General features: G+C 29.8%; 11 protein-coding genes. All 11 read right to left on the bottom strand.

Features of this window, described 5'->3' with window-relative positions:
• Positions 1-101 precede the first annotated feature (101 nt).
• Complete coding sequence (locus tag MHH94_RS09635; RefSeq protein ID WP_048542148.1) at positions 102-383, bottom strand: hypothetical protein; 282 nt, start codon at positions 381-383, stop codon at positions 102-104.
• Between the two features lie 144 nt (positions 384-527).
• The gene (locus MHH94_RS09640; protein WP_107609231.1) at positions 528-1,853 is read right to left on the bottom strand and encodes a glycosyltransferase; all 1,326 of its coding nucleotides are present in this window, start codon (positions 1,851-1,853) and stop codon (positions 528-530) included.
• A gap of 23 nt (positions 1,854-1,876) precedes the next feature.
• On the bottom strand, positions 1,877-2,719 hold the full coding sequence (locus tag MHH94_RS09645) for an ABC transporter ATP-binding protein (protein ID WP_370622759.1): 843 nt from the start codon (positions 2,717-2,719) through the stop codon (positions 1,877-1,879).
• Positions 2,720-2,783: 64 nt separating this feature from the next.
• Positions 2,784-3,989 carry a glycosyltransferase family 4 protein gene (locus tag MHH94_RS09650; protein ID WP_107609233.1) on the bottom strand — a complete coding sequence of 402 codons (1,206 nt, stop codon included), beginning with the start codon at positions 3,987-3,989 and terminating at the stop codon, positions 2,784-2,786.
• A gap of 12 nt (positions 3,990-4,001) precedes the next feature.
• Entirely contained in the window at positions 4,002-4,814 is an 813-nt protein-coding gene (locus MHH94_RS09655; protein ID WP_048542142.1) for an ABC transporter permease, read from the bottom strand.
• Between the two features lie 21 nt (positions 4,815-4,835).
• Complete coding sequence (locus MHH94_RS09660; protein ID WP_119469659.1) at positions 4,836-6,662, bottom strand: hypothetical protein; 1,827 nt, start codon at positions 6,660-6,662, stop codon at positions 4,836-4,838.
• A 30-nt stretch (positions 6,663-6,692) separates the two neighbouring features.
• On the bottom strand, positions 6,693-9,326 hold the full coding sequence (locus tag MHH94_RS09665) for a glycosyltransferase (RefSeq protein ID WP_078355637.1): 2,634 nt from the start codon (positions 9,324-9,326) through the stop codon (positions 6,693-6,695).
• Positions 9,326-10,270, bottom strand: a complete 945-nt coding sequence (locus MHH94_RS09670) for a hypothetical protein (RefSeq protein WP_048542139.1) — start codon at positions 10,268-10,270, stop codon at positions 9,326-9,328. Before MHH94_RS09670 ends, MHH94_RS09665 begins: the two co-directional genes overlap by 1 nt.
• 18 nt (positions 10,271-10,288) lie before the next feature.
• Positions 10,289-11,572: a nucleotide sugar dehydrogenase gene (locus tag MHH94_RS09675; RefSeq protein ID WP_058591031.1), complete on the bottom strand. Its 1,284-nt coding sequence runs from the start codon at positions 11,570-11,572 to the stop codon at positions 10,289-10,291.
• 207 nt (positions 11,573-11,779) lie between these two features.
• On the bottom strand, positions 11,780-13,768 hold the full coding sequence (locus MHH94_RS09680; protein ID WP_078355635.1) for an acyltransferase family protein: 1,989 nt from the start codon (positions 13,766-13,768) through the stop codon (positions 11,780-11,782).
• Between the two features lie 145 nt (positions 13,769-13,913).
• Complete coding sequence (locus MHH94_RS09685) at positions 13,914-15,080, bottom strand: glycosyltransferase (RefSeq protein ID WP_107609433.1); 1,167 nt, start codon at positions 15,078-15,080, stop codon at positions 13,914-13,916.
• Between the last annotated feature and the right edge of the window lie 4 nt (positions 15,081-15,084).

Genomic DNA, 15,084 nt, shown 5'->3' on the forward strand with positions numbered 1-15,084 from the left:
TCTATGACTGCCTAAACCAGAAAGAAATAATATTTGCTTTTCCATATAAGCTCCTTCATTAAAGATATATGTAGTTTTTTCCTTACTTACCTCAACCAACACTACAAGATCAGGTTTTCAAAGTTACGACTGACTTGGGATACTTTTTCTTGGTTTCCGACTTCTCTATAATATAGGATTGCTTTTTGGTACATTTCGATTGCTTTTTTCCTATTTTTTTGTGATACGTATAATTCAGCAAATTTGTTGAATCCGTCTCCCATAATTTCAAAATCATATCTCACGACATTTGCTTCTAAATCTCTTAGTAACATCATTGCTTCTCGTTCATTACCTACTTCAATAAAATTGCTTACCCGCTCTATACTCTTTTTAATGTACATCTTAGAATTACTCCTTTTACCGTTACTATCTTAATTATATTATTGTAATCCCAATATTTACAAAAAACAAGTTACTAAATATAAATGGTAACTACTTCAAACAACGAAAAAGGTCTACGATGCCGTGGCATGGTAGACCATTCTTTATTTTGTATGAACTTGAGTTATTGGATGCTCTATTGGAACAAATTGATTATAAACTTCGAGTAATTTTGATTTTTCATTATTCCAATTATAGATTTCTTTTGCTTGTTTAGTGTTTTCACTTAATTGATTTCTTAAGCTTGTATCTTTTACAAGTTGATTCACAGCATTAGCTATTTCTGAAGCTTTATGTGAATCCACAACTAAACCGGTATTGGTTTCTTCTACTACTTTCTTAATTTCTGGAAAGTCACAACTAATAACAGGTACGTGAGCCATCATATATTCAAACAATTTATTTGAACTGGCTGAATAGTGGTTGAAGCAAATATTCTGCAACACTTGGAATCCAAGGTATGCTTCACGAGTATATGATGGTAATTCTTGAAATGGTACTTTATCTAAGAAATGAATTCTATCAGCTTGTTTGGAAGCTTCGGCTTGTTCTTTTAAAGTCTGTGTTAACTTCCCTCCACCGATAAATAGTAAATGTCCTTTTTCAATTTCATCCATTGCTTCAATAAGTAATTCAAGACCTCTTCCTTGTTGGAGTCCGCCTTGATAAAGTAAAATTTTCTCATCTTCATTGATGCTTATTTTCTTATGTAAATTGATTTGTGGCTTTTCTTCAATATTGTATTTCTCTGAGTAGTTATACAATGTTTTTGGATAGAATCCATATATATCTTCATTGTATTTTGCTCTTGTATGATTTTCTACAATCATTTGATCTACAAATTTTAACATGAACGACTCAATACGCTTAATTGTCTTTGGATTGTAACCCGTTCTGTCTGATTGAACTTCATGGCTATCATAAATTATAGGTTTTGGTTTTAAGCGTAATTTAGAACATACGATAGCTTGAGGTAATGTGTTTAAATCATTTGCATGATATATATCAGCATTTTGTATATAACCTTTTACAATCATTCTCGTAATAATTGCACCATTTATAAACCATTTTCTTATTTTTTTAAACTTTATCATACCTGCAGCAACCACGAGTGATAACAGATAAGCTGCCATTAATGTGAAACTTATATAGAAAAGACTTGGTATAATAACAATTTGGACACCAGCTACTACTAATAAGAATTTCTTGCCATGATCTTGATAAGCTTGCAATAACCATGGATATCTCTTCACTCTATGAACTTTAAATGTATTAGATATTTCTTCATAAGCTGAAATAGCAGTATTTTTTGGGTCATTTATCGCAATTAAATTTACGTCATAACCATTATCCGCTAAAGTTGTACACTCTCTATTGACTCTTGCATCATTCGTAAAATGATTCCATACAAACATTGTGACCTTTTTCATCTGATAACCTCATTCCATGCAATTTATAGTATCCCTACTTGGAATAGCAGTATATATATCCAAGCCACACTCATTATCCCAATCATCGCTAATAAACTTGTTGGTCTTTTTTCTTTTTTTATGACTGAATCATCAACTTCTTTATTACGTTGTTGTTGGATTTTAATACGTTTATATTCTAATTGTTCTTTTTTCGATTTCTTTTTTACTTTCTGAATGAGATTAACATACCTAGCCACGATATCATTGACTTCACCATACGCTACCATCTCACCGTAATGTATCCAAATCGCTTTTTTACACATTTTTTTAATTTGTCCTGCTGAATGGGATACAAAAAATATTGTTTTACCTTGTTCTTGTAAATCGTGCATTTTATCTATACATTTATTAGAAAAAGTTTCATCACCTACTGACAATGCTTCATCGACAATAAGAATATCTGGATCTGTATGAATTGCAATTGCAAAGCCTAATCTTGATTTCATACCACTAGAATACGATTTTAAAGGTTGATAAATAAATTCATCAAGTTCACTAAACTGAACAATATCATCAAATTTTTCATTTATTTCTCGTTGTGTCATACCGTGCATTAAACATTTATAATGAATATTTTCTTCACCTGTAAATTCAGGATTTAACCCTGCGCCAATAGCAATCAGCGACGGCTTACCATTTGTATAAACTGTTCCGGAAGAAGGTTCAACGACTCCACCTAGAATATTAGATAAAGTTGATTTACCTGACCCATTCAATCCGATTATGCCAACAGATGTCCCTTCTTCTACTTCAAATGATATGTCATGTAATGCATAGTAAGGTTTAGATTTATAACTTAATCCAAAAGTAAATAAAGATAGCAGCTTATCTTTTCTGTTTACATTTAAGTCGTAAACTTTCGAGACATTTTCACATTTTATTTTATAATTATTTGTCATCTCTATCACCTTTTCTTAAAAATGTCATAAGCTTTTCAATATTATCTTCCCATATAAGGTGTTCATCACGATATTCACGTGCATTTCTTGCTTTAATGGATAAAGCTTGTTCATCATATTTTAATGATTCAATTTCGTTTACGATTGTATCTATTGAAGCTTGTTTTCTTGCAAATCCTAGATTATATTTTTGAATGATTGCTTCAGTTGGACCACTAATATTAGATATAGGAGGTGTTCCAACCCCAATTGCGTCTACAATTTTTCCAGGCATCACATTCATAAACACATCTGAAGATTCTAAAATTGAAAGTGAAATATGATGTTTAGATATTTCAGTTAAACAAGCTGTTCGATCCATCGGTTTTTTCACTTGAATATACTTACAATCTCTCACAGCTTTTCTAAACTTGTCAGCTTGCACACCATAAACAATCGCTGTAACATTGATTTGTTTATCATTTAAAGCTAAGCATATTGAAATAAGTTTATCTACATCTTGGGCATACCCAATATTTCCTGTATAAATAACACTAAAATCATTATATTTTTCTTCAGTTATCAGTTCATTTCTTGAAATGCCATTTGGCAAATAAAATATGGGTACTTTTCGCTGTAATCGCTTCTGAATATGTGACCTAAATGCTTCATTATTAATGACAATTTTATCTGCAGAATTATACATTTTCTTCTCTAAATATTTTAATAGTGGCATAAATAAACTTATGTTAATATGCTTTAATCCATTTACACTGTCTGGCCATAAATCTCTAATTTCTAACACATATGTCGGATGTTTCGCACTTTTAAAAAATAACGTCGCCCAAGCTAGAAATATATTTGGACTAGAAACATACACAATATCATAATCGTCATTATGCATTTTCAAGAAGACTCTTAATCTGACATATTGTTCTATATAATATACTAACCTCATGATAAAATTACTATTTTGCTTATTACCATGCATTTTCATTCGAATAATTTTCTTCTTTTCTAATTTATTTAAAAATGAATCTGTAAAATAAGATTGATCTTCAAATAGACTTTGGTTAGGATATGTTGGCTCGGTCGTTAACATTGTCGGGTCTGAACCACTTGAACGAAAAGCTTTGAACATCATTTTCATTCGATTTGCGGCAGACCCAAGTTCTGGATAAAAATTTTGTGAAATCATTAATAATTTCTTTGTCATATTATGAACACCCTATAAGTAGTCTAGTAATTTTCGTTTAAACCTTGAATGAACCAATGAACCTATTAATAATAATATAATTGTTAAAAGCCAAAAATATAAATGATCATGCCATTGTCCGTACACGGAAACATTACCATGCACAAACGCTGTACGATAAACACCTACTAAATATGCAAATGGATTTAAGCTTGCTAACCTTTGTAAAATACCGTGTGCTTCTTCCATCGCCCAAAAGATAGGTGTCATAAAGAATAGCATTCTTATAACATTTTGTAGTAAATTTTTAGTATCGCGAATAACAATAATTAATGTACTCATAATTAATGAAATACCAAAAATAATTGCATAAGATGCGACTAAAAAGTATATAAACCAAAAGTAATGCCACCATGGTACATATCCATTAATGACAGATATGACAAATAAAATGGCTGATGTGATCATTAAATTAATCATATTATTTGTTAAAGCTATAGAAATAAATATTGAAGATGGGAACTTCATTTTTGATAAAAGTCCTACATTGCCTTGAATAGCAGATGCACCTGTATTGATCCCTTGTGATATGAACAACCAAGGAAACAAACCTGAAATAAGATGTACTAAAAATGGTACCCCTACTACTTGTGCACTTGCATCTCCTCTTAACCCTAAACCAAACACAAGATAATATACAGCAACTTGTAAGATGGGTTGTAATATATTCCAAAATACACCAAGATAATGATTGGCATATTGACTTTTCATATTATAAATTGCAAGTTTAAAAATTTTAGGTAAATTATTAAATTGTTCTTTAAAGATTTCAGTAACTATCTTCATATATAACGACCTACTTGATTTTTATTTTTCAATAAGTTCAAATTGTGAAGCGCTGATCCATGATGTTTTCTCAATTTTTTTACTTGCATAGACAGAAATTGTAATAGATGTTTGTGGTTCTATCGTCAATTCTAAATTGTTTTTACTCAAATCTACTAAGTCGATTGACTCACTTTCTATATCAAAATACACTGTATCTCTGCCATTTTTATTATGATAAAATGTTCTCAATTCAAGTTTAATCTTGTAATCCTCAGTATTCGTCAAAATCATTTTCTTTTGATTGTCATAACTAAATTTAGGCGTTAATGCACGAAATAACTTTTTTTCATTTTGTATAATTTGATAGAAATCTTCAGTTTGAATCATAACGTGAGTCAAACTCTCAACATCCCTATTTGTATCTTCTTCTAATTGAATTAATCGATCCTCTAAAGTGTTAATTTCATTGATTTGAAAATAATTTAATATTGGCCAATGATGTTTAATCATCAACTTATGTAACATTTGATTTTGTTTATCTTCCTGATTAATACTCATGAATTCAAATAAGATATGCCTCGTGTTGATTAAGCTAAACACATCTAAATAATCATCACTTTCTTGAACAATACAGCTATGCCAACCGTTCATTCTAGATTCAAAATACAACGTTTCATAAGGATGATAACCTAATTCAATGGTCTTATAGAGCTCATTTCTTTTAACAAATTCTAATAAATAATCGTGAGATAATTGATCCACTGGAAAATCTTTAGCCCATTTTTTGATTGCATTTTCATACGGTAAAAATGAGTCTGCTCTTTGTATCCGCTTCGGAATAATACTTTTAGCAAGTTCAAAGATAGTAGATTTTAAATGTATACAATGATTAAACGACCTGTTCTCATGATAATAATTGATTAAATGAATACTATGATCTGTTTCATATAAATGATATCTATCAATCAAATTTGAATTGACTGTTAGTTGATCCATATTAAAAAGCGTATGCTTTAAATTTAAATTATATGCCATTTTTTGAGAAATATATTCATCTATACGATAAATATGTGCAGCTTGTTCATGTTCTAATTCATCTATATTTTTTGTATAAGTAAAGAAATTCACATCATTGATATGTTCTTTAATATAAGATAATGATACTTTAGAATCATGACCAGCAGTGATAGAACAAATCACTTTTTGATTAAATCGAAATAAATAATCAACCGCTGCTTCAATTTCATGGTTAACGATTCTATATACTTCTTCTGCTGATTTCTTAACACATGGGTTGATTGGATAAATTCTTTTAATTGAATGGTCTGTTATATTAAATCTTGTATTGGCATTGAATTTATAAACATCTTTATATTTACTATAGTCTAAAAATCCATATGACTTATGTGCGATTCTTTCACAAGTCATATCAAAACATAATTTTACGAGTTGATTCACTAATTCAGAATGACTAGCATATAAATCATGAGACGCATGATAATACAATGATAAAAATGACGTTGCATCATTATACAGCAGCAAACGTCCATTATACTCTATCAACATAACATACCTGCCATTATAAAAACTCATCTCTTCAAGAAAATCATAAGAATCTATTTCGTGAGATAATAATTGGGCGCATATTTCAGGATATTTCAAGTCGACATGTTTCGTATGCACAAAATGACCTAATATGACTACTTTGATGTCATTCTTTGTATACACATAAGAACTTAAATCATTTGAAAAATAAATCGTAAAGTCAGTGAATTGAACATATTGACGATAGTTTTTATCTTCAATTGAAATTTGTCGAGGAACGATCATATATGCTTTGTTAAAATTTATGAATATATTATCCATCATACACACCCCCTTATATCAATCACGTAATTATTGCTGAACCTCTTGTTTTAGGTGTTCAACATATTGATTTAAATCATGGTCTTCTGGACGTTTATATTGATCATACAAACTATATATTTCTAAAAATCGTTCTACCGCTTCTTTTCTTTCTTCCGGTTTTACTTTTTCTAATCTTGGTAAATACCAGCCTTTAACGTAAAAATTAAATCTATGTTCTAAGTAGGATGTTAGTAATCCATGTTTTTCGTAAAATGGAATTCTTTCAATTTCTAACGTGTAATATTTATCAAATAGCTTCTTAGAAATCGAATTTGTAACTGATCCAGACACAGCAGCATAATACATATGAATAACATCTGTTACAGCTTGTACTTTTTTAGAATGAATCATTAATTCTTGGAAGAATAAAGTATCTTGGCCAGCAGCACCTTCAATCATTCGAATATGATTATCTTTAATAATTTGTGATTTAATAATTAAAGCTTGAATACTTTGAGCACGTAAACCACATTTTTTCATATATTTTTTAGGATCTTCAATTAATAATTTTCCGTCGTTATACTTCATCACTGTACCAGCATAATTAAACAATGCTCTGCGCTTATTATCTTCTTTAATAATATTACCGACAACCATATCGACATCCTTATTCGATTCGATTTCTTCTAATAAAGTTGCATATCCATCACCAGTAGCTTCGTTATCAGGGTCTAAATAAGTAATATAATCTGTAGAGGCAAGTTCAGCACCTTTATTTCTTGGTCTTGAAGCACTGCCTGACCCTTCTTCATATGCATAGTAAACGATATCTGGGTATCGTCTTCTTAATCGATTAATAATAGATATCGTTTCAGAATCCGTACTACCATCATTTACGAATATAATTTCCATTTCTTTAAATATTGAAGATCTTCTTAAACTTCTCATACACTTGTCTTCTAAATAAGTGCCATTATTATGAATTGGGATAATAACACTTAATTTTTTCTTGCGGTTATTTTGACCATATAAAGATACATCATAAATTTCTGATTGATCTAAATTATAGCCATTTTGAGACTGTGTGATATTCAATTGATAATCGAATATATTTTTATGATACAATGTTACATATTTATCTTGTGCATTTTCAATAAATTGATGTGCTTCATGCTGTTTATCTTTCGTAACAAAATCAACATCTACATATTTAAATGCTGTTAATAAATCTTCTAAATAGTATTCCTCATATTCAATTGAATCTTTCATATAAGTTATAAAATCATATTGTGATACATCTTCTATTGTATCTTGAGCTTCTATAACATCAAACCGAACATGTAATTGTCGATATAGAATGTCTTTCATTTTATCCGTTAATGCATCAACAATTACGAGAATTTGTGATGCTTTTTGAGTCGGTTTAATGCCAATATATGATAGGACTTCATCTAAACGATGATACGTCGTACAATTTCTCATCACACTACGTATACTTTTAGCCTGCATATCTTCTATTTCATATTCTTGATATTGGTTCATGATTGGTGCCACATCTGTTTTATGATTAATCATAAATACATTTGGAAATTGATTATTAACACCTACTGAATAGTTAGATAAGATTAAATTCCCAAAAGCCTGCAATTCAAATATTCTATTCGCAAACATCGTTTCTGAATATTTTACTGAATTGACATTTACAGCCCATCTATATACTTTATGCAATTTCATTAGTTCTTCGTGATCAATTGGCATTGTTAAGTATGGGATATATTTCATTGGGAATTGATAACGTCTTCTTCTTAACGGTAAGTTTCTATCGACAATTGTTAAGTCATTTTCATTATTAATCAATTCATCAAAGATTCTTGCAGATTCTTGGTTTCTAACAGGATATTTCTCAGTCCAACTTCCTGCAAAAATAACATCGTTTTTAAATGATTTATTATATGGACTTCTCGTACCTACTGGATTATGGTAATGAGGATTAATACCAAATTGAAGTACATGTACTTTATCATTTTGACAATATTCTTTATAATCTTCTACCACTTCAGCAGCAGATGTCAGGATAATATCGCATTCTGTCGCGATATCTTTGTATAAATGGAAATTGACAGGGTCTTCTTTAGAATAAAAGACGATTGGTATATTGAACTTTCTAGCCTTTTGAATGCCTTCAATAAGCATTCTTCGCTTCTCACTATTTACTGAAGCTAACCCTGTCCAACTTCCGTCTATACCTCTCCATGCTGTCGCAACAATCACAACATCCATATCTCTACTTAAATCCGTAAATTCACTATCTAAATAAACGATATTACCTATATCTTTAAATGAGTTATATAAAAATTCATCAGCAATGAGACCAACTTTGTATTTATTTTTAATAAATACACGTGACGTATCAGAATTCACAAGTTTTGATAAATGTTGTTGGTGATTTTCAAGGAAATCTAATTTGGATTCTTCTGCTACTTTTTTATAGTAATTATGATGATTTGTATGATCTTTAACCTTTTTTAATTTATATAGTCCATACATATAATCTTGTTCAACAATATCTAATACTTCTTCTAATTGTTCAACTTTTGTTTTATCATCAAAATTAACTAACGCCTCTTTAGTGGATTCGATATTACTTTTTTGATTGATATTTGTTGGCATATTTGAAGACATTATGATTTCCTCCTATTTCTCCAACTCCAGTATTTCGTTTGAATCTTTCCTAATTTAGAATTTTTCAAATTCATATATAGTCTTTCATACTGCGCTTTTTCTTCTTTTTTATTTGTTTTTTGTAATGAGATATTTTCGTTTATCAAACGAACAATTGCAGATTTTGACTCTTTTCTTTCTTCTTGAAAGTTTGTAATCATATCCAGCTGTTCTAGTGTTAACTCGTTATAATTTTCATATTGCTTAGCTTCTAAATCTTTAATAATACTTTTATCTTCTAAATCATTTAAGCTAATCCAATATTTTTTCTTTTTAATAATGATCCTTACCGATTCTGCCTTTAAGAACACCATATCAATCGAGACGTTATTGAAATCAAATTGTTCTTCATCCAATGATAAATCGATTGATTTGTGCAATGCACTATCTTGATAAAAGACTGTAGATTCTTCTATTGATACTTTTTTATTAATAGGAATTGCTCTATCTATATCTTTCGTAGGCACAAACCCTGTAAATGTTCCTTTATTAAATACAGCTTCTAACACTTCACCTTCAATTAAATACAATGCTCTAGATGAAAAGTTCTTTTCTTTAAACAACAAGTTATAATCAACTTTAAATCCTAGTTCTCTATTAATTTGTGGTGTAGAGAAATGACGTAAATCCACTCTTATCGTATCAATAGGTTTCGAAATTAATTTGATAGAATGATTTAATCTTGTCCATCCTATAATATTCGTACCTCTCACAATTAATCCGTAAAGTTCACTTTCTATCACTTTTACAGAAATAACTTTTAATGCTTTATTTAAATAGTCAGACGCATAGCCGACTGTAAGTTCATCATCATCTACATCAAATATTTCTTGATTTTCTGGTTCTCTTAAAATAATTTGAAAGCTCAATCCGCTTTGAATAATTGGACTTTTAACGTCTATCATATGAAGACCCCTCAATCTTTACTTATTAAATGAAAGTGCAATATCTTTTCCGAAAGTATATAAATTACCGTAGTTGTAATATTTAACTTGCTCAAATTGTGATTGAACAACATTTTTCGTATCGAAAATGACTTTGTCTTTCATACCTTCAAAATCTTGATCTACTAAAGTTTTGAATTCTGAATGGTCACTCAAAATCAATACAAGAGACGCATCTTTAACTGCTTTTTGAATATCTTTTTGGACAAATCCTAGCTCAACATGTGGATCATATGCTTCTACTTGAATATCATTTTCTTTTCTCAAATCATTATAAATATCAAATGCTGGTGATTCTCTGACATCGTCTACATCACCTTTATAAGTTAATCCAAATACAACAACCTTATGACCATTTAAAGTTTCTAATATTTTCTTAGACTCATTAATCACATATTGAGGCATTGAACGATTAATACGTCTACCTTCTTGAATGAGACTCGTTGTTTCTGGATCTTTAGCGATAATAAAGTATGGATCAACTGCTAAACAGTGACCACCAACACCTGGACCTGGTAAGTGAATATTCACACGTGGATGTTTGTTCGCCATCTTAATAACTTCTAATACGTTAATATCTAAATGATTACATACCATCGCAAGTTCATTTGCTAGCGCAATATTCAAGTCACGGTAAGTATTTTCCATTAACTTACTCATTTCTGCTGTCTTAGCATTTGTTTCAATCATTTCACCTTGTACGAATGTTCCATATACACGTTTACCTGCTTCAACACATGCTGGCGTTATACCACCAATAATTCGATTGTTATGAATAAGTTCATGTAATATTTTTCCTGGTAACACTCTTTCAGGACAATGTACTAAGAATATATCTTTACCAATTTCAAATCCTTGGCTTTCAAGATATGGTTTAACATGGTCATCCGTTGTTCTTGGTGCTATCGTAGATTCTACAATTACAGTATTACCTTTTTCTAAAAATGGTACGATGGATTCAACTGCACCCATTACTAATGAAATATCACATGATTCGTATTGATCATCATTATTTGGTGTTGGAACTGCTATGATAAATGCATCGGCTTTTTCAGGTTGCATACTTGCTTTAAATTTATTTTTAGCTAACACTTCTTCATAAGCTTCTTGTAAACCAGGTTCTTCAATATGAATTTGACCATTATTTAATTTATCTACTGCTTCTTTATTAATATCGACACCTACAACATCTACACCATGTTTCGCAAACATAATTGATGTTGGTAATCCAATGTATCCTAAACCAATAGTAGTTAATTTCATATTATATCCATCCTTTAATAATTAATTGTTAAGCTATTACTTTCGTAATGTTAAATATATTGTAACTTCTATGAATACAATAAACAGTCGTTTAACAGATACTTAAGGAAGGGTTTACACTCTTTTATCATTATTTACAATTGCTCAATATTTCTTGTAAAAAAGTACCTCAATCATATAAAATCATATGATTAAGGTACTTTTTTATTAATGATTGAGTTCTTTAAAGTATTGTTCGATATCTTGCTTTATTTTAGGACCAAATGTTTTGGAGTAACTATTAGATATATGTCCTTTATCCATATATACGATTACATTACCAATAACTGGTGCAAATTTCCCATTTACTTTGAAATACGATGTATAGTCTACATATTTAGTATCTTCTGGCTTTTGATCAAGTTGTTCCCATTTAGATACTTTTGGTAAGTGTTGTTTAGCATTCATCCTCTGAATCGTTTCTTGTTCTCCAAATTTATCTAAAGTTTCTGGGACATTAAACTCATATCTTGGATTATCCCTTATTGCCATAATCGGTGTTTTTGTATTTGTAATGTTTTGATATTGTTTTAATTGTAATGGATCGATTTGTCCATTTACATCTGTACTTGAATCTGCAGTTGTTACAACTAAATCAACGTCTTGCTTATCAAGTTCTTTAATTAAATTTTTATTCCAATCGGTACAATCTTGGTCACTGTCTTTCGTTGTTAATACACAGCCACTTTTCGTCATGCTTAATACTCTATAATTTCCTTCTTCAGCTGCTTTTTGTAGTGCGCCTAACCAATGTTGTGCATGAGAACTCCCTACTAAGGCAATTGTCTTATCATAGTTTTCTTTTTTACCGTACTCTCCTACTAGAACTTTTGATTCACCTATTTTTTGATGAACTTTGTCTCTTGTAGAATCAGGTGATTCATTTCTGATTTTTGAAAACTCTGGTATCGCTTCTACATCTTCTTTAACTTTCACATGCTTTTCTACTGCCATTGCACCGGGATAATTTTCACTCAATGCTACCTTTTCTTTTTCAAAAGGATTATTAAAAATAACGAAATATAAAGATGCGATTGCCAATAACTGTATCGCTAATCCAATGCCTAATTTTTTGAATGCAATTTTATTAGAAGATGCTGATCTGATTGGTTTTTCAATATAACGTGTCATTAAATATGATAATAACCATGATAGTAAAATCATACAAATACCTAATACAATTCCAGGTCGTTCATTATTATGATATTGATAAAATGATAAAATCACCCAATGCCATAAATATAAACCAAATGACAATCCTCCAACCTTTACCATGATAGACGAGCCTAAGAATTCCTTAACACCATATTTAGTTTCATAGTTACCGGAAACAAGTATAAATACGGCACATAACATTGGCCATAATGCAATAAACCCGGGAAACATTGTTGATACATTAAAAATAATACCTGTTAAGATCAAGCCTATTAAACCTAACCATCCAATCAAACTTGCTACTAAACGGTTAATTTTAATTTTATTAAGATTGATTGCTAATAATCCGCCGAGTGAGAATTCCCAAACTCTTGTAAATGTATGGAAATATGCCCAAGGTTGATTGACGTGCGTTAAATAAATAGAATACGACAACGAAACGATAAATAATGTACCTAAACAAAGGTTAATTACATTAATAATTTTTAAGTTGGTGTATTTTTTATATAACATAAAAATCAAACTAAAGATGACAAACCAAATAATATAGAATTGACCTTGAATCGACATTGCCCAAAAATGTTCAACTGGTGTCTTCATTTGATCTTTATTTAAATAATCTGTACTCGATAAAGCGAGTTGCCAATTTTGATAATAAAATAATGAAGCAATGATTTCTTTTATCGTTTTGCCTAGTATTGACTCTGGTAATAAGAAAAAGCTTAAGATAACTGTTACAAGTAAAACTGTTATAACAGAAGGAAATAATCTTTTAATTAATCCTGTTATGTAAGGTATAAATTTAAATGACCCTGTTTTATTGTATTTTGAAATAATGGAAGTAGTAATTAAGAATCCTGAAACAACGAAAAATACATCGACGCCTCCAGACACTTTCCCAAACCAAATATGATATATTGCAACTAATAATGCTGCAATGACTCTTAGCCCTTCAATTTCAGGTCTAAATTTTTTGTCTAGATTAATAGGATTTGTCTGCATATTAAAATCTCCTTTAAGTATTATACAGTTGTAAGTATATATATAAGGATATTTATAAGAAAGACAATTAATTAATATTTACAATATCTTAACACCCTATTAAAAAATCCCTAACAATTAGCTTGTTAGAGATTGAGATTGCATCTTATTTAAAGTGCTTGTATAAATCTTTCATGAATTGCTCATAAATGACATCACCGTCGAAATCGTTACTTCTTTCTATACCTTTTTGAATGACATTTTGAACATCATGATGATGATAATTTTTAATGACATTTGCAAGTTGCTCTCCATATTGTTTAGCATCTTGATAGTCTACTAAATAACCGTTTTTCTCATTTTCAATTAGAAATTCAGGACCATAACATCCTTTATAACTGATAACTACATTTCGTTGATACATAGCCTCTAATATAACAAGTCCAAATCCTTCAACTCTAGATGGAACAGCCGTAATCTTACTTTCAGCTAATACTTGTGATAATGCGTTTGTAGTAGGCTTAAGTTTCACAATATCTTGAATATTATATTGATTGATCAATTGGTGGTATTGTTCTTTTTCTTGTCCATCTCCATATAATTCTAATTGAAATTGGTATTTTCGCATTGTGTCTTGAATTAAATTGATACTATTTAGTAACAAATCAAACCCTTTTTCATGCTCAAATCTACCTGCAGCAACAATTGTATTTTGCTTATCTACGTTATATTGAGTTTCTTTTAGTATATTTGGAACAATGATTACTTTAGTGTGAGTTAAACCTTGTTGATAATCTTGTTGGTCTTCTTTAGTTAATGTCGTAACTAAATCAAGTTGTTCATAACTTTTAAGTAAATCTTTTTGATAATGCTCATCATGTGCATGTAAATACATATGTTCCATACCAATTTTAAATACCGACTGACTTGCATATTTACTAACAAGTATATTGTAACTTGCACGTGTACCTACAATAATATCTGCATTCACATTCTGAATGGCTTTAACAATTTGTTGCTCAATATAACTTGAAAATTGATGAAGTCCAGGTTCAGACGGATGAATAATTTTAGGACTCAAAAAAGGTGTATATTTATTGATTCTATTTACAAATATATTTTTTAAACCTTTGATAGTTTTGTTATATTCAATAATGGGTTGAATTTCAATATTTTCATGCAACTTAAAATAAGGTTCATCACTCGCTTTAAATACTGACAATATTTTAACAGAGTGACCTTTTTCACTTAATTTATTTGCCAGATTAGAAATCGATTTCGTCGTCCCACCCATATGATAAATATTGTGCACTAAAAATGTAAAAGATTTCATATAA

Source organism: Mammaliicoccus sp. FSL K6-3158 (assembly GCF_038005105.1).
Taxonomy (GTDB): Bacteria; Bacillota; Bacilli; order Staphylococcales; family Staphylococcaceae; genus Mammaliicoccus; species Mammaliicoccus sciuri.